This is a genomic window from Oceanisphaera litoralis, assembly GCF_016907015.1.
Taxonomy (GTDB): domain Bacteria; phylum Pseudomonadota; class Gammaproteobacteria; order Enterobacterales; family Aeromonadaceae; genus Oceanimonas; species Oceanimonas litoralis.
In genome coordinates this window covers 65,022-84,825 of sequence record NZ_JAFBBE010000006.1, presented here as the reverse complement: position 1 = coordinate 84,825, position 19,804 = coordinate 65,022, and the positions used below count along the sequence as shown (strand labels likewise).

Below are 19,804 nucleotides of genomic sequence, written 5' to 3'. Positions count from 1 at the left end.
GTGGCTTTTTTACTGGATTTATGTACACTATTCACACGATTTCAATGGGGTTTGGTCGATGGGTATAGATGGATGGTTGCGGCATTTCCGCAAGGCGAAAACCCGCCAGACGCTGGATATCATGGCCAGTCGCAAGGCGGCCAAACACCCGGAGCAGGCGGACGACATTAACGAGGCCTGGCACCACCGGGAGGCCGAGCTGAGCGTTGGCCATCTACTGGATGCGGCAGCGTGCTCCGGCTGACGGTCGCCGAGGCGGCGCATTACCTGGGCATCAAGACCAAAGCCAAGGGTAAGCGCACTGCCGGTGCGGCGAAGAAGCGGGCGCAGGCCTCCGCCCTGGCGGGCAAGGCCGAGGCGATACTGCTGGGGCTGCCCGAACATGTAACCGAGCACCGCTTTCACCCGACCCGCCGCTGGCGGTTCGACTACGCCTGGCCCGACTTGAAAATCGCCATGGAATTGCACGGCGGCGTCCACAGCGGCGGCCGTCATACCCGGGGTAAGGGCTTTGTAGCCGACCGGGAGAAGATGAACACCGCCATCGAACTGGGGTGGCGGGTCATCGAAGTAACACCAGAGCACATCAAAAACGGTACTGCCAGGCGCTGGCTTGAGCAGCTGATAACGACGGGAGCGAAGGGCGATGATGGCGATGGTCATGGGAATGTTTGAGGCGCGCAGTATGCGGATAGGGCAAACCGGTGGCTCCGGCCTGATGAGCCGGGAGCAGGTAGTGGGCGCCTTGGGTGCGGTATCGGGCCGTCATCCGTTGGGATGGTTGGCCGCACAGGCCGAGCACGGGGGAGAGTCCAGCACCCTTGCGCAACTCACTGCGCATCTGCGCACTCGTCTGACTGCGCACTCTGCGCACTGCGCAACCCTGCCGGAACTGACCCTGGCCATCTATCTGCGCCGACCCTTGCCCGAGCAACTGCGTAGCCTGGTGGCCAAACACCCGCGCTGGGACCGGGAGCGCAGACGGGCCGCGAAGCTCAAGGTATTGATAACAAAAGAGAAAGAGAAGGGGGGCGAGGCCGAAGCCGCCCGCTTGCAGGCCACTCATGACGAGATACTGACCGCGGCCAGAGTACGCTGCGAGCAGGAGATCATGACCACCGGACGCTGCCCCAAATGCGCAGGCACCGGCAAGATGCTGCGCAAAGGTGGCGATTGCGCGGTGTGCAATGGCACCGGCAAGGTGGTGCCGGACATGGGCATCATAGAGCGGATGGCGGGCGTGGCGGCGGTGCGTGCCGTGCATCAGGCGCTGGACGAGCTGGAATCGGCGGCGACGACGTTCAAGCGGGCGCTGCGTAAACGGCTTGAGGGTGAGCGGGAGCAGTGATTGCCTCCGGCCGCCTTTGGCGTTAGGCTATCCCCACAATTCCGAATACTCTATTTCGAGCCTGGCCTCGCTTCTTATTGAAGCAGCCGGGCTTTTTTGTTTTCTGCAGGATAGGCCCGTACAGCCGAAGAGGTGGGTAAGCCTCCACCCTTCCTGCAACCCATTTAGGCTTGAGTGAGTGCTTAACATGAATATTCAGACCTTTGGTCACACCGAATTCCAGATCATGGTCGAGCGCCATGACAGTCAAATCATCACCACCTCCATGAAGGTTGCCGAGTTCTTTGGTAAGCAGCACAAGGATGTGCTCAGGGCCATCAGGAACCTGCAATGTTCGGATGAGTTTAACCAGCGCAATTTTGCGCAGTGCTTAAAAATCAACGAGTTAGCAAACGGAAAGAGCGAGCCTTACTTTGAAATGACCAAGAACGGCTTCATTTTCCTGGTGATGGGTTTCACTGGTAAGAAAGCAGCCCGCATCAAGGAAGCGTACATCAACGCCTTCGATTGGATGGCCGAGCAGTTGCAGAGCGAAGTATTCAGCGTGACCGCCGAACTGAATGCCGTTACTCGTGATTATGTCCGAGCCGAGATTAAAGCCAGCGACTGCGGGCGAGGGCTGCGGCAGTGGCGGGAACTCAAGCCCGATCTGGAAAACAAAATGGAAGAGCTGAAGGCCATCGCCCAGATGCCGTTGAAGCTGCACTGAGTTACCTCCCGCCAGGTGCGGGATACCATTACCAACAACCGCCACTAATGGCGGTTTTTTTATGCCCGGAGATCGCCAGTGGAAAAAAACAACGGCCTGTTACAGCCGCAACTGACGCAAAACAAGGTGCTGAGCCCGCAGGAGTTGGCCTTGAGCCAGATCCGCAGTGGCGCCACCAGCCAGCTGCCCAAACCAACACTGACCCAGGAGAAGCGCGATCTGAATATCGGCCTGGGTGATGTGGGCCGGCTGATAGGCAAGGGCGCTACCGATCTGGTCGGTGGTGCCGGTGATGTGGCGGAATACGGTGCCAACTGGCTGAAAACCAAGGGCACGGCCGGCGCCATTGCGGCAGTGCCGTTGCAGGGGGTGGCAGCACTCGGTGATCTGGCCGATTCGGCGGGCGAGAGCCTGCAGGCGGGTTTGAGTGCCGACGCACAGGAGGCCATGAGCAGCCGCATTTTCGATGAAGACGCCAACGGCAAGCTGGTGATGGGTGACGGCGCCGGTGATATCGATGTGTGGGCGGCGAAGTTTGCGCACGGCATTGGCACCTTCATTCCCACAGTGGGCGCGGGTGGCCTGGCCAACATGGGTACCAAGGCGGCCGGCATTGTCTATCAGTCCATGCTCAAGCGCGGCGCGTCCGACGCAGTGGCCCGAGCGACGGCACAGAAGACGGTGGAAAAACTGGCCAGCTCGGCCGGTACCGGCGCAGCCGTGGGCATGGGCGCCGCCGGGGCCGTGGGTCTTGGTGGTCGTGATGTGGCCGAACAAGTCAACGGCATGTCATACGAGCAGTTGATGGAGTCGGAAACCTACCGGCAGAAGCTGGTGGCACTGCGAGATAACCCCGAATGGGCCGACAGAACATCGGGCGAGCGACTGGAAGAGGCGCGCCGCCTGACGGGTGAGGAAGCAGCCGGTGCCGTGATGACCGACGCGGGCAGCTGGGCCTTTGCCGCCGGTGCCGCCATCCTGGGCGACCGCTATCTGTACAAGATGCTGGCAGGCAAGGCCGCAACCGGCGGCATGGCAGCCGGTGCCGGCAAGGGCGTGATAGCCGAAGGCACCACCGAATTCGTGCAGGAAGGCGGCCAGCAGTGGCGCAACAACGAAATCCTGAACGAAGTGGCGGCGGCCAATATAGATCCGATGCGCGGTGTGCTGTCCGGCGCGCTGGAAGGCGGCGTTATCGGTGCCGGTACCGGTGGAGCCATTGGTGCCCTGGGTGGCATGCGTAAACAGCAGGGCGACACCGACGTGAACCCCGAGCTGAGCGGCGAGCAGATCCCGCCCGCCCCGGACGCGGCGCCACAGGGCGAAGTGGATCCGGGCGTGAGCCCGACCGAGATCACTATCAATCAGTCGGTCAGCGAGCAGGGCAACACAGCCCCACAAGTGGTGCCGAGTGACGATAGCCGCGTCGGCAAGCGTTTCACCCTGGCCGGCGGCGACGATTACCAGATTGTCGAGCACCTGGACGGCACCCGTTACCGCGTGGCCAACCTGGCGACCGGCGATCAGGTCACCATCGACGCCACCCAGTTCAGCGGCAAGCTCGATATCGACCGGCTGATCTCCGAATACGGTCAGAGTTCAGTCACTGAAGGCGACGCTACGCGCACCAATGGCAATCCGGCAGGGCCAAGCGCCGCACAATTCGACGAGACACGCGATGTGCCGAGATATTTACGCCAGGATGCCGAGCTGGATGGCCGGCACGCACGACCGCACTGGAGTGACGATGAGGCACAGCAAGCGTTGCGTGAAGGCCAGAACGCGCCGAGCCCGGCGGATCTGGTTCGCCAGCAGATGGAACAAGGACCGGTCAGCGAGTCCGAGCCCGAGCAGCAAACCGGTGACATCGAAACCTGGCAACCCAACTGGCGAGCCGGACGACAAGAGCGAGGTGACGGCCCGGCCCGAGAGGTAGAGGGCGAGCTGGTACCCCGCATGGAGCGAGAGCAGGTAGGCGAGGGTAGTCGCCTGGAGGGGCCGGTGATTGACGGCGAGGCCCGGGAGCGCGGTACCGAGCTGCCGCACCGGGATGTTATCTATGGCGCCGATGGCCGACCGCAACAGCAGAGACAGCAACAGCAGGAGCAGCGCAAGCGCAACCTGGGCAATCAGCCCCCCGAACTGGGCTACAACGACACCATCAACCTGTCCGGTGCGCCGGGTGACGGCCGCAACAGCAACTACGCTCCGCCCAGGCTGAGCTGGGACCAGCAGGACGACAGCGTAGAGCCGCAATCCATGCGCGACGGCCGTACCGGCGTGGGTAAGGCCATCAAGGAGGCCGGATCCGAAGCCGACGCCATCTGGCAGCAGCTCAGCACACTGCGCGTAACCAAGCGCGGCAAGCCGTTCGCCAGTGAGAAAGAGGCGGCACTGGCCAGCCGCAAGGATGAGCAGCCGGTCAAGCTGCCCGACGGCTACGGCATTGCCAGACAGGACGAGGTGGCCGAAGTTCAGGCTCAGTCCGCACCCGCAACCGAGCAAGGCGCCACAGCAGAAGCCGAGCCCGCCCCACAGAACAAGCTGGCCGGCAGCATCACCGAGGTACCGGTGGCTGAGCTGCAATTGTCCGACGACGTCCCCCAGTTCAAGGACGGCGCCAACAAGGACGGCGTGGTCGAGCCACTGGGCGGCAGCTTCGATCGCACCGGCGTGTCTCCCATTCAGGTATGGCAGCGCAAGGATGGCCGGCTTGAGGTAATATCAGGGCGTCACCGGCTGGATCTGGCCCGTCGTTCCGGCGAAAAGACCATTCCCGCCCAGGTACACCGAGAAGCCGACGGCTTCGACCAGGCATCCGCTGCTACACTGGATGCCGAACTCAATATCCGCGACAACCAAGGTAAGGTGAAAGATTATGTCCAATACTTCCAGGCCACCGGCATCGACCGAGCAGAAGCCGACCGAAGAGGTCATACCGCAAGGGCGCTGGGGCGCCGGGCTCACCAAATCGCAACTGGCGGAAGCGAGGAAACGATTGCCGCCCATCGTGCCGACATACTCAGTGACGAAGCCGCCGAAAGAATAACCCAGACCGCACCGAACGACGCCCGCCTGCAAGCGGTGGGCATCAAGGCCATTCAGGAAGGCAAATCCATCACCCATGCCACCAACATGATGCAAGCGGTCAAGGCACTGACCGGCGGCCAGCAGGGTGACGGCATGGGCGATATGTTCGGCTTTGACGAATCCGGCATGCGGGAAGCCGAGCAGATGGCGAAGCTGGCGGCGAAGAAGCAGCGCGAAATCAGCGAGCTGTTGCGCCCGCAGAAAGCCGTGGCCAATGCTGGCGCACTGGCCGAGCAGGAGGGCATCACCGACAACCTTAACCCCGAACAGCGCAAGCAGCGCATGGACAACCTGCAGCAACTTAAAGCCGCCTGGGATACCTGGAGCACCAACCCCGAGCTGGTGGCCGAACTGCGCCGGGAAATTCAGGGCGAAGAAGCGCCGGTGCTGTCCAGCTACACCGAAGCCGAGCTGCAACAGCAGGCCGACCAGGTGAAGCAGGCCCAGCAGGATGAGCGGGAAGCCCAGTCCCGCTACGAGGCCGACCGGGAAGTGGGCGACTTCAACCTGACCGGTTCCAATGCCCCCGCCGATGTGGCCATGAGCCAGGGCCAGAACGACATGTTTACCCAGACCATCGGCCAGGCCGAGGCGGCGAGGCCAAACCAGGGGGACCCCAAGGCAGGGGCGATAACGAGATCTATCGCCGACTCGATAGCAGGGGCGCCCAGTAGAACGCTCACCAAGCGAGCGCTCGATGAGGGAATTTCCGGCTCCCTTGCCGTGTTTAAGCAGGGCATGAAGACGTCAGGCCGAAACACCATCTACGAGGTTCATGATGACAATGGTGTTGTGGCGGTAGGCCCCGCTTACCCCGCCTTTGAGAAAGGGTCCGGAGCAGCAGCGAGGAAGGATGCTGAGGATATAAGGGATGCGCTAGATCTTCTGGTGAAGGAGGGGAAATTAAAAACATCCAAGCCGGCGGAGCAGTCAACCACCGGTCAACCACCGGTCAACCAAACGGCTGAGCCGGACAAGCCAGCAACGACCAGCGCCCTGCCATCCAGCCCTGAGTTTAAAGATGGCATTCTTGTGCTTCACGGAACGAAGGTTGAGGTCAACCATAACGGCAAGAAAAAGGTGGGCTCGGTTGCCAACAAGTACACAGCGGAAAACAGGGCGAACGGCGATCCAATCCGCATTAGCTTTGGCTTCCAGAAGAACATAGATGTGCCCGAGTCAGCTATCACCCGCATTGTGGAGCCGTCAGGCTGGGCTGGCGACTACCAGAAAGAAGGCGGGACGAACCCAACGGCTGAGCCCGCCAATGAAACCCACGCTCCCTTGCTCTACAAAGCGGACGGCAGCCCCTTCGCTACCGAGAAGTCGGCGCGCATCAGCAAGGTGTTCAAGGATAACCCCGGCGCCACCATCGAGGTGGTGGATGGCGGCTTTGCGGTGCGCAAGAAGCCGGTCACCCTCAAGCGCGGCGAAGTGGGCGGCAAGCTGGGCTCCGGTGAGGTGGTGCTGACCAGCACCGGCAACCGCACCACACCTTTCCCCGACGTCAAGCTGGGCAGTAACCAGGCGCTCAATCGCACCATTAAATCCGCCGGCGAATGGCTGATCACCAACGCCAGGCTGGAAGCGGCCCGCCGTGGTGATGAGTTCAACGGCCGCGCCTTTGACGGCATGGATCAGGGTAACCCCACGCCGGCGGATAAGGACCACGCTGAATACTATCTGTTTGACCCCGAGTTTTTTACCCAAGCCAACGGCGGCATTGGGCGACCGGTAAGCACCGATACCCAGCCCAGCAACGACGCCCGCCAGGATGACGAACTCGCCGCACCCGCAACCGAAGCTGAGCTGAAAGACCGCGACTTGCTGAAAGAACACGCCGGTCAGTGGAGCTACCGCTATGCCGTGGGCGGGTCGTGGCGCAAGGCCAGCAGCAAGGCGTCCGCCATGGACAGCGCTCGGGATGCCTACGACAAGGCCATGACCGGCGGCGAGCTACCCGCAACAAGAGCGGAGCGGCACCAGCAGGCAGATGATGAACTCTACCGGGAGCTTGACGGCCGCTATGGCAGCAAGAGCCTGAGCGAACTGAAGGCCGAACGTGCCCGATTGGATGGCATGGCCGCCGAACTGAGGGGGGCGGGCCATGGCGAATTCAATGGTGGCGGGCGTAAGACCGGCGCCGCGGTATCCAACGAAGGCGCACGCCAGGCCGGAAGTGACAGCCTGCGCCTGAGTTCCTACATCGACATGCGGCAAGAAAAAGAGGCCGGTGAGAAAAAGGTCAGCGCCCACGGCGTATCGGTCACGGTGCCGTCCGTTTCCAGGGAGTTGACCGACAACTACAACCGCGCCACCCACATGGGCAAGGGGCGGGACTTCAATGCCGAGCTGCAAGCCGAAGCCAGGGCCATACTCAACGAGCTGGCCGGGCGCAAGCACACGCTGGAAACCGACGAACAACGAGCGAGGGCGGCCGAACTGACCAACGACTACCTGCGTAAGAAGGCAGACTTCCATCGCTGGGACGCCAACCAGGCGGCCAGTAACCCGTCGTGGATGGTCACCGGGCGTGACGGCCGCAACATGGCCAAGGCGAATGCTGCCAACGACCGGCATATGGCGCAATACACCCAGCGCGTCGAGCAACTGGAGCGGCAGCGCAAGGCTATTGCCGATCAGCTTTACCGGATGCGCCCGGATACCGTCAAGGCCGATCAGAGGCTGAACGCGGCAATGCGGGACCTGGCCAGTGTGGTGGGCGACATTGCCAGCATGATCCGCGAGGGCAAGCCGGCGCTGGAGAAGGAAACCCGCGGCTGGGCGTCACCCAAGGCGCACCGCTTGATCAGCCAGGCGGTAGAGCAGGACAAGGCCCGCGTTATCTCTCAATTGCTGGGCATGAACACCCAGCTGCGCGACGTGGGCGGACTGGTCAAGGTGCTGGGCCCGCGATCCAACGCCGGCAAGCTGGTCAAGGAGCTGCTGGACGCGCCTGCCGGCAAGGGCAAGGCTCAAGACGGCGCAGCAACGGAGGCCGTCAGCACGGAGCTGGACGAGATTATCGCCAAAGGGGAGGCGCGCCGGGCCAGGGCCGTGAAGGACAACGGTGCCGACGCGCTGCCCACGGCCTTCGATTATCTGACCCACCCGGAGAAGGAGCGCCGCCACGAGCTGATCCAGCAACTGCCCAGTGCCGCACAGGAGCGATACGAGGCCAGCCAGCGCGTACAACAGCGCGCCGCCGACAGAAATATCAGGCGGGCGGTGCTGGCGATGGTGGATGATATGGCCAGACAGTATCCCGATAGCGACTTCAGGGTGGCGGCCGACAAGTTTGGTCTGCTCAACAGGGTCAAGGAGGCCACCGGCACGACGGATACCGTCAGCATGCTGAAGCGTGCCGCCCCCCGGAGTGAGCTGGAAGCGGCATTCGAAAAGGCAAAGGCCGCCCCGGCGCCGAAGCAGTGGCGCAAGGTGGATGGTCGCAAGCGGGTATGGGAAGCCAACGACGGCACCATTATCACCGACGAGTCCTTTACCGTGGGCGGGAAGAAGACCGCTAACTTCTTCGTCTATCAGGATCGTCACGCCTGGGACAAGGGCAACAATCACGCCAGCGGCGAGAGTCTTGCCGAAGCCAAGCAGAAGGCGGAGCAGGAAAGCCCGCGTTTCAGCAAGTCAACCGGGTCAGTCGCGCCGGGTGTCGCCGGGCTCCCGCGTGAGCAGGCAGAGTCTGTCGCTCGCAACATCATGGCTGACTGGAAAGGCGCGCCGAAGCTCGTCGTAGTCGCGTCGGAGGCTGAGCTTCCCGCGGCGATAGCCGATGCAATAGCCGAGCAGAACGCCCACGGCGAGATTGAGGGCGTACACTATCGTGGTACCGTTTATGTAGTCGCTGACAATATCCATGATGCCTCCGGTGTGGAAAGGGTGCTGTTGCACGAAGCCGTGGGTCACTACGGCATTGCTCGCATGATAGGCCCGACCTGGAAGCACGAAATGAACCGGCTTTACCTCAAGCTGGGCGGCGATCCGGGTATCGAGAAGCTGGCCAAACGCTTCGGTATCAACCTGGACAAGTACAAGAACAACACCGGCAAGATGACCACCGCCGAGCGCAATCGCATGATGGTGGACGAATTGCTGGCTCATGTGGCACAACAGAACCTTGAGCCTACCATTATCGACCGGGTAGTGGCTCAAATTAAAAAGTGGCTGCGTGACTGGGGTCTGGGCCGCTTTGCTCAGTATGGCAAGGCCGACGTGCTGCGCCTGCTGGAAGGAGCCAAGCGCGCCGTGTACGAAGGCACCGATGGCAAGCCGCTGCTGCCGGATGATGTGAAATTCAGCCGCAAGGGTGATGTCGGCGGGAATGGCCCCCAATCAGGTCAACGCACAAGCGAGGGTGATGTGAGTTCGCAATTTGGCGGGGAACGCTCCCCCTGGGGTAAAAACTTCCCCGAGGTGATGCTGCACGGCAAGCTGGGTGACGCCACCGGCCACCCTGATTATGCCGCCGCCAAGGGCGGGGATGACGCGGCCGCGCTGCGGCTGGTGCGCGATGTGCTGTCGCCGGAGGTGGTGCGCCGACTGCGGCAGGTAGTGGGCTCCCGCCCAGCCATCGCCCTGGCAGTGCATGCCGAGGAGGCCGTCAGTCGCAACGCCATTCCTCAGGCCATGGCGGACGTATTGGGGCAGGCCCTAGGCATGGAAGTGGACGTTGACATCGTTCAGGCTGCCAAGGTGGGTCGCACCGGACAGGACGGTTTTGGCCGACTGGCGAATCAACCCACGTTTAGCGGCCGGGTTCGCGCCGACAAGCCTTACCTCATCATGGATGACACCCTGACCCAGGGCGGCACTTTGGCCAACCTGAAGGGGTATATTGAGAACCGGGGTGGCAAGGTGCTGGCGGCCACCGCATTGACCGGCAAGCAGTATTCCGCCAAAATTGCCATAGCAGACGACACCCTTCAGCAGTTACGGAGTCAGTATGACGGCACAAACCTTGAAACATGGTGGCAAGAGCGCTTTGGCTACGGCTTCGACGCCCTCACCGAGTCAGAAGCCCGCTACCTCATTCGTGCCAAGGATGCTGACAAAATCCGAGATAGAGTCACTACGGCAGGACAAGCATCGCCGACACAAGGCGAACATGGAAATGCTGAAGACGATGGATCTGTCTCATCTGATGGAGTGAGGTTCAGCCGCAACCCCACCACCGACTCCGCCCTGGACAAGCTGAACCTGGGACCGAAGCCGGACGTGATTGACCAGGCGAAGGAGAAGCTGCAGGCGCTGCGCGAGATTGACCGCGCCACCGCCACCAGCTGGCTGACCCGCGTCGGGCGCAAGGCCAACACCGAACTGCTGGATGCCCTGGCCCCCATCAAATACATCGAGAACGCCATTGGCATCACCGGTGCCGATGACTCCGGTTATCACGCCGCCCGCCTGGCTACCGGCTCCAGCTCCACCATGCTGGGCGCCATGTTGCACGGTCTGCCCGAATGGCGGAATGGCATCGTTCAGCGTAAGCAGGGGAGCACCGAGCAGGATGCACTGCTGGGCATACTGCAGCCGCTGGGCAAGGACTTGCATAACTGGCTGGGCTGGATGGCTGGCCACCGCGCCGAAATACTGATGGCCCAGGGCCGGGAAAATCTGCTGACCGCCGACGAGATCCAGGCACTCAAAGATCTGGGTAACGGCAAGGAGCAGCAATTCAACGCCGCAAAGAAGAAATGGAATGAGTTTAACGGCGCCATCCTGGATCTGGCGCAAGAGGCCGGGCTGGTCAGTGCCGAGGCCCGCGCCGGCTTTGAGAGCGAATGGTACATTCCCTTCTTTCGGGAAACCGAAGACGGCGACGTGCTGGCACCGTTCAATGGCAAGGGCGTCGCCAACCAACGCAGCGGCATCAAGCAACTGAAGGGTGGGGCCAACAAGACCAATGACCTGCTGGAAAACATGTTTCACACCACCAGCAAGATGATTGACGCCGCCATGAAGAACCACGCCGCGCGCAAGACGGTGGAGAACCTGATGGATACCGGCATCATCGAGGTGATCGAGAATCCGAACCTGATGGATATGCGCGCCAAGGACAAGGGGCAGGAAGTGTTCAGCGTTCGCCACAACGGGGAAGACTTGTATGTGCGCACCCTGGATAAAGACCTATTCAAAGCCATGACCTTTCTCGACCGCAAGCCGTTTGATGACCCTTTCACCAAGGTAGGCATGGCTGCCAAGCGGCTGCTGACTGCCACCGTGACCAGCTCGCCAGAGTTCATGCTGCGCAACTTTTTGCGTGATGCGCTCAGCGCCTGGACCATCAGCAAAGACAAGTACAACCCGCTCGATGCGTTCAGTGGTGCCGTGAAGGCCTACAACATGACCGGCGGCGGTCTGGATATGATGTTTGCCGGTGCCAGTTTCATGGGAGGCTACGTCAACGCCAACGACCCCGAAGGCATGGCCGACACCATTCGCAAGGGCTTGCGCCGTAAGGGCATGAGCCCTGAGCAGATCGCCAAGTACGAAAAGAGCCTTGTCCGCAACGCAGCGCAGGCCAAGGGCGCGGTTGCCGATGCCTGGGCCAAGTACAACCGTTATGGCGAAGCGGCAGAGAACGCCACGCGAGAGGCGGTGTACGAGGCGGCGCTCAAGGCTGGCAAGAGCAAGGCTCAGGCGGCGTTCGAAGCCAAGGATCAGATGGACTTCAGTATGCTGGGTGCCAGCCGTACCCTGCAGTGGTTCACGTCGGTGCTGCCATTCTTCAACGCGCGGGTGCAAGGATTGGGTAAACTCAGTCGCGAGTTCAAAGACAACCCGACCGGCATGGCCAAGCGTGGCGGCATGATTGTCGCCGGTTCCCTGGCGTTGCTGGCAATAAACTGGGACAACGAGGATTACGAGGCGCTGCCCGACTGGGACAAGGATATGCACTGGCATTTCTGGCTTGGCGATCAACATCTGCGCATTCCCAAGCCGTTCGAGGTGGGCGTCATCTTCGGCACCATTCCCGAGCGAATGGCCCGCGCCATGGGCGACAAAGACACCGGCGCCGAGTTCGGCAAGGCAGTGGCCCGGGCGGTAGGCGAGACCTTTGCCCTCAACCCCATCCCCCAGGCGGTCAACCCCATCGTTGAGGTGTACACCAATTACGATAGCTTTAAGGGTCGGGCGATCGAAAGTCAGTATGAGCAAACTCTGATGCCGGAAGCGCGCTATGACGAGCGCACCAGCCTGGTAATGCGTGAGATTGGCGAGTTGACCGGCATGAGCCCCAAGCAGCTGGAGCATGTGGTTACCGGCTACCTGGGCACCATGGGCGCCTACAGCATTATGGCGGCGGATTCACTGGTCAGCCTGGCTAAGGATGAGGGCGACCGCCCGGCCAGTCGTCTTTGGGAGTACCCCATCATCAAGGCGGTTTATCAGGGCGACGGCAGTACCCCGGCGCGCTCGGTCAAGCAAGTTGGTCAGCTTTACGACATGCTGGATAAGGTGACCGAACTTCATAATACGGTGAACGCATACCGCAAGGATAACCGGCTGGAAGACGCCAATCAGTTGCTGGCACAAGGCGGTGACATTCTGCGCGCCCGCAAGAGCCTGACCCGGGCTCAGCGGCAGCTGCGCCAAATTCGCAACCAGATGGATTTGATCCGCCGCGACCGCTCACTCAACAGTGAGCAGAAGCGCGAACGTATCGACCGGTTGATGGCTCGACGCAACGATCTGGCGGCCCGCGTCGTATCGCAGAATCAGAAGTGGTTTGAGTAACCATGCCCAAGTTTTATCGCCAGGCCCTTTTCAGATGATAAGCTTGGCAATAAAACACAAGGAGCACGGAATGATGAAGCAAGGAGTGGCGTTACTGGTGATAGCTGCAGCACTGACGGGATGCGCTTCAACGGAAGTGACCAGTTTTACCGACCCGGAATATCATGGGAAGAAGTACGCAAAGTTCATGGTAATGACCCCCGGTGTGAATCTGGAATACTCTTCGATGCTGCAAAGCCGAATGTGCGAAGCGATAATCAAAAAAGGCGCTGTATGCCGCAGAGGACTTGATCTGTTCCCACCAACCAGAGCATATGACGATGCGGTGATCGCAAAGGTAATGCACGAAAGGGGCATTGATGGTTATCTGGTGGTCAGTTATGGCGGCAATCATGTCCAGCGGCATGACATGGGCTATGTGGCGCAAGGTAGTGCAAGCGTGTTTGGCAATACCATCTCCGCTTATGGATCGGCAGTTCCGATAAGCAGCTACAGCCGGACCGATGGCTACAGCGCCGCGCTCATTGATGTCAGCTCCGAGCAAGCCGCCTGGGTCGGCGGTGCTAACACCCACGCTCAGGGCTTGGTCAACGTAACAAACAAGGTATTTACGGCCAGTCTGGCCAGTGAGTTAGCCGATGAGCTTGCGCGAGCAGGTCATATCTAAGTCCTGAGTTGCGCCCGTCGCCTTCTGGCGTTAGGCTATACCCAACATGGCCGGAGTCTTAATTGACCCCGGCCTTTTTGTTTTCTGAGCCCTGGCTTTCGCCGGGGCTTTTTCCTTTCTGAATTTCCACCGTTCTACGGGAGAGCGAATGGCCGAGCCATCAAGCGGAACCCTGGTCGTGGCCGCAGCGATAGGCGCAGGCCTGCTGATCAACGGGGAGGCGGCGATAGGCGCCCTCTGTGGCGGCATCATTTATTTTGTCGCCAGCGCGGAAGTGACCATCTGGACCCGTATCGTGCTGACGTTTGTGTCAGTGGTTATGGGCTATATCTCGGCTCCCATGCTGGCCAACGTCGAGTTGATGGGTTTTGGCCCTATCAACATGCCGGGCCCGGCGGCATTTGTGGCGTCGTCAGGAATCGTCACCGTAACGCTGGCGGCCGTTAAGGCGAAGCGAAAGGCTGCGGGGGGTTAACCGAATGATGGGTTCTCTGCTCACTGGACTTTCCTTTCTGCTCAGCCTGGTGATTTTATTTCGGCTGTTCACCTTTGAGCGCCAGGGGGCCCGGTTTCGCCGCTCCGTTTCCGTGGCTGCCACCGCAATCATGATGGCCTGCATCACGATTATTGTTCACACGCTGTCGGGTGATTTTGTTGTGCAACCGCAGTCATGGCCAATGGTGTTGATGCAGTCGGTAGTGGCAGCGGCACTGATTCGTTCTCGGGGCAATTTAGCCCCGATTTTATTTGGTAACACTGTCGCAAGGGGGAGTTGATGAATTGGGATAATTACCCGAATTTCAGCGAGCGGGAATTCAACTGCAAGCATACCGGGAACAACGAAATGAACCCGGGCTTTATAGCTCGGTTGCAGGCGCTGCGTACCGAATACGGCAAGCCGATAGTGATAACCAGTGGTTATCGCGATCCGTCTCACCCTGTTGAAGCCAAGAAGCGTAAGCCAGGCGCCCATGCTAAGGGGCGGGCGGTAGATATTGCTTGCTATGGTGCCGAGGCATTCAAGTTGGTGCAGCTGGCTCAGAAGCACGGCTTTACCGGTATCGGTGTAGCGCGCAACTTCATTCACCTTGACGATTGCGTCCCTGGTGGTGGTTTTACCCGCCCTTTCATATGGGTGTATTGATGAGCGCGCTGAAGTGGGCCGGCCCGTTGGTGCTGGCCCTGCTGGCCCTGCTTTGGCTGGTCGGCACTCTTGTTTCAAAAAACGCGCAAATTGAGACAAGGCTGAAGCAGGCCGAGCTCAATGCTCAGCAGCAGGTGGCGGTCATTGGCCAAATAGAGCAGCGCAATACCCAGGCCCTAGAGGAAATCGACCGTGTGCAACGTGATAAAGCCGATATGGCAGCCCGCTCCCTGGTGCTGCAGCGTGAGCTGGCCCAACTTCAAGCCGGCAGTGTATGTATTGACGAGCCTGTGCCTGCTGCTGTTGTTGACCGCCTGCGCGAGCGCGTCACCACCGCCAACGCCGCCGCCGGCTTCACCCCTGTTACCCCTGCTGGCCCCGTGCCGGATCCCGGATTATGACGTGGAGGTGTACGGCGGGTATCCCGGCTATGTGGAGCAGTTGATCAGCACCATAGAGCAGTGCAACCGGGACAAAGCCGGCGTAGTACAGCATGAGCAAAACCGATAAACCCGACTGGGACAAGCTGCAGGTCAGCTACCTGGCGGCACAACAGGCCACCGGTATCAGTGTGCGCGACTGGTGTGCGGCCAAGGGGCTGAACTACCAGACCGCCCGCCGTCACATCAAGGCGGCAGCGAAGAAGTCGAACAAGCCGCGGGGCAAGGCGTTCGGAAAAGACAATCCCGGCGAGCCGTTCAAGCCGGGCAACGAGGTGGGCAAGGATACTCGTTTCAAACAGGGCAACAAGGCGGGGGTGCCCAACCTGCACCCGGGCAATACCCATGGCACCAAGACCGTCAAGCACGGCGCTTATGCCCGCTATTTTCCCATCGAAGTATTACAGGACGTGGCCGCGAGCTTAGGTCTACCCGACGAGCTAATGCTGTCCCGCGCCCGCATTCACAGCCTGATGCGCTCGCTGGAGCAGATCCAGATCGAGATTGAAACCAGCGAAGACGCAGATCAGAAGGCGTCGCTCTATCGCACCATGATGACCGCCGAGCAGCACTTGAACCGCTACATCAGTCAGGTGGAGTCGATTCACAAGACGTTGCTGGTCAACGACTACACCGTTGTGGCCACCGACCACAAGCGTACCGACATGAGCCGCATCAAGGAGCAGGCCGCCAAGCTCAGGGCCGAGCGCGAGAAGCTGGAGCGGGACACCGGCGGCAGCCAGTCGCCGCTGGCCGATGCGGTGCGCGACATTCAACGGGCCAACAGCGGGTTAATCAATGCCTCATCCTGATACCTGGCTGGACGATAACACCCTGGCCGCCATGAGCGAGCCCGAGCAGATGGCCTATGTTCGCAGCCACCTGGCCGACCCCTGGTGGCGGCTGAATAACCTGTACAAGATAGAGGACGAGGCGGGCCAGCTGGTCACCTTCAAGATGCGCCCGGCCCAGCGTGAGCTGTTCGAAGCCATGTGGACCATGAACCTGATCCTCAAGGCGCGACAGCTGGGCTTTAGTACCGCCATCGATATCTACCTGCTGGATCAGGCGCTGTTCGGTGAAAACCTCAAGTGCGGCATCATCGCCCAGGACCAGAGCGCCGCCGGCGAGATATTCCGCACCAAGATAGAAATTCCGTTCGACAGCCTGCCCGGCTGGCTGAAGGCCGAGTTCCCGGTGACTTCCCGCCGCTCCGGTGCTACCGGTGGTTACATTCTGTTTCGTCATGGCTCCAGCATTCAGGTAGCCACCTCATTTCGTTCCGGCACTGTGCAACGTCTGCATGTGTCGGAGCACGGCAAGATCTGCGCCAAGTACCCGATGAAGGCCAAGGAGGTGCGCACCGGTACCCTGAACGCTATTCACCAGGGCTGTATCGTGTTTATCGAGAGCACGGCCGAAGGTGTGGGCGGTGATTACCACAGCATGTGCATGCAGGCGCTGGAGCTGAGCAAGGCCGGGGCCAGCCTGAGCCCGCTTGATTACCGCTTCCATTTTTACGCCTGGTATCAGGATCCCAAGTACGTGCTGACCCTGCCGGCATCTGGCTTGTCGCTGAGCATGGATCAGGAGCAATACTTTGCCGGGGTCGAGCAGGCCATGGGCATTACCCTGACCGATCAGCAAAAGCACTGGTATGTGACCAAGGAGCGCAGCCAGGGCGCGGAAATGAAACAGGAATTTCCGTCCACTCCGCTCGAAGCCTTCCTCACCTCCGGTCGCCGGGTGTTCGACCCGACACATGTGATGCTGGCCGAAGGCGGCACCACGCCGCCGCTGCTGGTGTACGACCTGGACCCGGTGACCGGCGAGCGCCACAAGCAGGCCCGGGTAGGTGAGGGCAACCGCGACCAGTTCATGAAAACCCTGGAAGGCCGGCTGCTGGTGTGGGAGCTGCCGGATCCCGACGAACAATACGCCATTGGTGCCGACGTGGCCGAAGGGCTGGAGCACGGCGACCGCTCGAGCATGGACGTGGTGAAGAAGTCCACCGGCGAGCAGGTGGCCCACTGGTTCGGGCACCTGGACCCCAGCTTGTTCGCCAGCCTGCTGCGCCATGTGGGCGAGTGGTACCACGGCGCCTACATAGGCCCGGAGCGCAACAACCATGGCCATGCTGTGCTGCAGGCGCTGCGGGATATTTACCCGGCCCGGCGCATTTATGCCGAGCAGTATTTGGATCGGGATAACGATGATGAAACGCCCAAGCTGGGCTGGTTGACCACCAAGCAAAGCAAGCCGGTACTGATTGACGGCCTAAAAACCCTGCTGCGTGAAGAGGCCGCCGGCATTCGCTGGATAGGCACCTGCCATGAAGCGCACACCTACGTGCATGACGCCAAGGGCAGCGCCAACGCCCAGCAAGGTTGCTTCGATGACCAATTGATCAGCTACATGATTGCTCAGGAAATGCGGGCGCGCATGCCCGATCTGTCCCGAGCCGACGACTTTACCCGCGACAAGACTAGCCACTGGATGACCCATTAATGAGCCAACACCGAGGAAAACTGGACCAGCATCAACTGCTGGACCTGATGGATGATGTAACCAACCAGCCGGATTGGCGGAGCCTGGCGAATCGGGCCTGCGCCTACTACGACGGCGATCAGCTGGAGCCAGAGGTCAAGCGGGTACTGGTCGAGCGCGGCCAGCCGGCCACGGTCCACAACCTGATCGCCCCCACCATAGACGGGGTGCTGGGCATGGAGGCCAAGAGCCGCACCGATCTGATGGTGATATCCGACGACGCCGACGACGAAATGGAAGCCATGGCCGAGGCGGTCAACGCCGAATATCAGGACGCCTGCCGCCTGGGCGGGGTAGACAGAGCCAGAGCCGACGCCTATGGGGATCAGATCAAGGCCGGGGTGGGCTGGGCGGAAGTGGTGCGTTCCGATGACCCCTTTGGTCCCAAATACAAGGCCAGCCGAGTACACCGCGACGAGGTGTACTGGGACTGGCACAGCCGCCAGTCGGACTTGTCCGATTGCCGCTGGCTGATGCGGCGCCGCTGGGTGGACGTGGATGAATGCAAGTCACGCTTTCCCAGTAAGGCCGAAGTGATCGACTACAGCGTGCGCGACTGGAGCGGCTTTGTGGACGTGACCAGCGCCGAGGGGCTGGATCCGGCCCTGGTGAGTGGATATGACGAATGGCAGAGCTTCGACCAGCGCAGCTGCGAGTGGATGAGCAGCAACCGCAAGCGGGTCTTGTTGCAGGTGATCTACTACCGCACCTTCGAGCGCCGCAAGGTGCTGATGCTGGAAAGCGGCCGGGCGCTGGAGTACGACCAGCACGACATGGCCCAACTGATCGCCCTGCAACTGGGGCGGGCGCAACTGGAAACCCGGCCGGTGTCGGTGATCCGCGAAGCCTGGTGGGTGGGGCCGCACCATCTGGCCGACCGGCCCTGTGATGCACCCTACGGCATGTTCCCGCTGGTGCCCTTCTGGGGTTACCGCAAGGACCGCAGTGGCGAGCCCTACGGCCTGATTGCCCGGGCCATGCCCGCCCAGGACGAAGTGAACCTGCGCCGCATCAAGCTGACCTGGCTGTTGCAGGCCAAGCGGGTGATCATGGACAAGGACGCCACCAACATGCCGCGTGAGCGGGTGCTGGAAGAAGTGGAGCGCGCCGACGGCCTGATAGAGCTGAATCCGGATCGCCGCAACGGCAAGACCATCGCGGAAGCCTTTCAGGTACAGCAGGACTTTCAGGTGGCCGGCCAGCAGTTTCAGGTGATGCAAGATTCGGTCAAGCTGATACAGGACACCATGGGCGTGTATGCCGCCTTTCTGGGGCAGGGTGCCACCGGTCAGTCGGGCGTGGCCATCAGCAACCTGGTTGAGCAGGGCGGTACCACGCTCAGCGAGATCAACGACAACTATCGCTTTGGCTGCCAGCAACTGGGCCAGCTGATACTGGGCATGGTGATGGAAGATCTGGCCAAGCGGCCGAACTACCCGGTGACCGTCAACCGGGACGACAGGCAGAAGCGCAAGCAGGTGGTACTGAACCAGAGCAACGCCGGTGGCACCGGTGAGGGCATCAACAACGACGTGACCCGGCTGCGGGCCCACATTGCCCTGGCACCCATTCAGCACAGCGCCGTGTACAAGCAGCAACTGGCCGAGCGCATGACGCAAGCGGTCAGCCAGCTGCCGCCGGAAGCCCAGGCCGCCACCTTCGACTTGCTGGTTGAGCTGATGGACGTGCCCAACAAGGCCGAGTTTATGGAGCGGATCCGCAGCACCATGAACATTCCGAAGAAGCCGGAAGAGATGACGCCGGAAGAGCAGCAGGCGGCCGAGGCCCAGGCGCAACAGGCGCAAGCCGAACAGGAGCTGGCCATGCGGGAGATACAGGCGAAGGTGGCTGAAGTGGAAGCCAAGGCCGCCAAGTGGCAGGCCGAGGCCCAGCGGGTGGCGATACTGGCCGACAGCCAGCGCTACGACAACGCCCACAAACAGGCCCAGACCGGCAAGACGCTGCAGGAAATGGAACGCATCGCCGCCGAGAAGGGGCGTATCGAGCAGGAGGCGGCCGGCATTCAGGCCCAGCTGCTGCAAACCATCGAGCAGCAGATTGACGCCATTCAGCTTTAGCGTTAGCCTATCCCCACACTGGCCCCTTC

Annotated in this window: 14 protein-coding genes; all 14 read left to right on the top strand. The window is 61.2% G+C overall.

Annotation, left to right across the window (positions count from 1 at the left end; all coding sequences use genetic code 11):
• Nucleotides 1-58 precede the first annotated feature (58 nt).
• The 14 genes from HNR62_RS05225 to HNR62_RS05165 all read left to right on the top strand — a co-directional run bounded on the left by HNR62_RS05225 (nt 59) and on the right by HNR62_RS05165 (nt 19,775).
• Nucleotides 59-244: a hypothetical protein gene (locus HNR62_RS05225; protein WP_204795030.1), complete on the top strand. Its 186-nt coding sequence runs from the start codon at nt 59-61 to the stop codon at nt 242-244.
• Nucleotides 232-675: a hypothetical protein gene (locus HNR62_RS05220; protein ID WP_204795028.1), complete on the top strand. Its 444-nt coding sequence runs from the start codon at nt 232-234 to the stop codon at nt 673-675. The genes HNR62_RS05225 and HNR62_RS05220 overlap by 13 nt, the downstream gene beginning before the upstream one ends.
• On the top strand, nt 647-1,348 hold the full coding sequence (locus tag HNR62_RS05215; RefSeq protein ID WP_204795027.1) for a hypothetical protein: 702 nt from the start codon (nt 647-649) through the stop codon (nt 1,346-1,348). Before HNR62_RS05220 ends, HNR62_RS05215 begins: the two co-directional genes overlap by 29 nt.
• A 187-nt stretch (nt 1,349-1,535) precedes the next feature.
• On the top strand, nt 1,536-2,057 hold the full coding sequence (locus tag HNR62_RS05210; protein WP_204795026.1) for a Rha family transcriptional regulator: 522 nt from the start codon (nt 1,536-1,538) through the stop codon (nt 2,055-2,057).
• A 78-nt stretch (nt 2,058-2,135) separates the two neighbouring features.
• Nucleotides 2,136-12,899 (top strand): LPD38 domain-containing protein, encoded by a 10,764-nt coding sequence (locus tag HNR62_RS05205; protein WP_338044073.1) that lies wholly within the window; start codon nt 2,136-2,138, stop codon nt 12,897-12,899.
• 70 nt (nt 12,900-12,969) lie between these two features.
• On the top strand, nt 12,970-13,566 hold the full coding sequence (locus HNR62_RS05200) for a hypothetical protein (protein ID WP_204795025.1): 597 nt from the start codon (nt 12,970-12,972) through the stop codon (nt 13,564-13,566).
• 148 nt (nt 13,567-13,714) lie between these two features.
• The gene (locus HNR62_RS05195; protein WP_204795024.1) at nt 13,715-14,041 is read left to right on the top strand and encodes a putative holin; all 327 of its coding nucleotides are present in this window, start codon (nt 13,715-13,717) and stop codon (nt 14,039-14,041) included.
• A gap of 4 nt (nt 14,042-14,045) precedes the next feature.
• Nucleotides 14,046-14,342 (top strand): phage holin family protein, encoded by a 297-nt coding sequence (locus HNR62_RS05190; protein WP_204795023.1) that lies wholly within the window; start codon nt 14,046-14,048, stop codon nt 14,340-14,342.
• Complete coding sequence (locus HNR62_RS05185) at nt 14,342-14,710, top strand: YcbK family protein (RefSeq protein WP_204795022.1); 369 nt, start codon at nt 14,342-14,344, stop codon at nt 14,708-14,710. The genes HNR62_RS05190 and HNR62_RS05185 overlap by 1 nt, the downstream gene beginning before the upstream one ends.
• Nucleotides 14,710-15,111, top strand: coding sequence for a hypothetical protein (locus HNR62_RS05180; protein ID WP_204795021.1), 402 nt, complete (start codon nt 14,710-14,712; stop codon nt 15,109-15,111). The genes HNR62_RS05185 and HNR62_RS05180 overlap by 1 nt, the downstream gene beginning before the upstream one ends.
• Nucleotides 15,014-15,220: an Rz1-like lysis system protein LysC gene (gene lysC / locus HNR62_RS16430; protein WP_420827141.1), complete on the top strand. Its 207-nt coding sequence runs from the start codon at nt 15,014-15,016 to the stop codon at nt 15,218-15,220. The genes HNR62_RS05180 and lysC overlap by 98 nt, the downstream gene beginning before the upstream one ends.
• Nucleotides 15,204-15,962: a hypothetical protein gene (locus tag HNR62_RS05175; protein ID WP_204795020.1), complete on the top strand. Its 759-nt coding sequence runs from the start codon at nt 15,204-15,206 to the stop codon at nt 15,960-15,962. Before lysC ends, HNR62_RS05175 begins: the two co-directional genes overlap by 17 nt.
• Nucleotides 15,949-17,658: a terminase large subunit gene (locus HNR62_RS05170; protein ID WP_204795019.1), complete on the top strand. Its 1,710-nt coding sequence runs from the start codon at nt 15,949-15,951 to the stop codon at nt 17,656-17,658. Before HNR62_RS05175 ends, HNR62_RS05170 begins: the two co-directional genes overlap by 14 nt.
• Entirely contained in the window at nt 17,658-19,775 is a 2,118-nt protein-coding gene (locus HNR62_RS05165; protein ID WP_204795018.1) for a portal protein, read from the top strand. The genes HNR62_RS05170 and HNR62_RS05165 overlap by 1 nt, the downstream gene beginning before the upstream one ends.
• Nucleotides 19,776-19,804 lie beyond the last annotated feature (29 nt).

Coding starts and splice junctions, on each gene's coding strand:
- HNR62_RS05200 (WP_204795025.1), top strand. CDS start 12,970: ATGATGAAGCAAGGAGTGGCGTTACTGGTGATAGCTGCAGCACTGACG.
- HNR62_RS05215 (WP_204795027.1), top strand. CDS start 647: ATGATGGCGATGGTCATGGGAATGTTTGAGGCGCGCAGTATGCGGATA.
- HNR62_RS05185 (WP_204795022.1), top strand. CDS start 14,342: ATGAATTGGGATAATTACCCGAATTTCAGCGAGCGGGAATTCAACTGC.
- HNR62_RS05170 (WP_204795019.1), top strand. CDS start 15,949: ATGCCTCATCCTGATACCTGGCTGGACGATAACACCCTGGCCGCCATG.
- HNR62_RS05165 (WP_204795018.1), top strand. CDS start 17,658: ATGAGCCAACACCGAGGAAAACTGGACCAGCATCAACTGCTGGACCTG.
- HNR62_RS05180 (WP_204795021.1), top strand. CDS start 14,710: ATGAGCGCGCTGAAGTGGGCCGGCCCGTTGGTGCTGGCCCTGCTGGCC.
- HNR62_RS05190 (WP_204795023.1), top strand. CDS start 14,046: ATGATGGGTTCTCTGCTCACTGGACTTTCCTTTCTGCTCAGCCTGGTG.
- HNR62_RS05175 (WP_204795020.1), top strand. CDS start 15,204: ATGAGCAAAACCGATAAACCCGACTGGGACAAGCTGCAGGTCAGCTAC.
- HNR62_RS05210 (WP_204795026.1), top strand. CDS start 1,536: ATGAATATTCAGACCTTTGGTCACACCGAATTCCAGATCATGGTCGAG.
- HNR62_RS05225 (WP_204795030.1), top strand. CDS start 59: ATGGGTATAGATGGATGGTTGCGGCATTTCCGCAAGGCGAAAACCCGC.
- HNR62_RS05195 (WP_204795024.1), top strand. CDS start 13,715: ATGGCCGAGCCATCAAGCGGAACCCTGGTCGTGGCCGCAGCGATAGGC.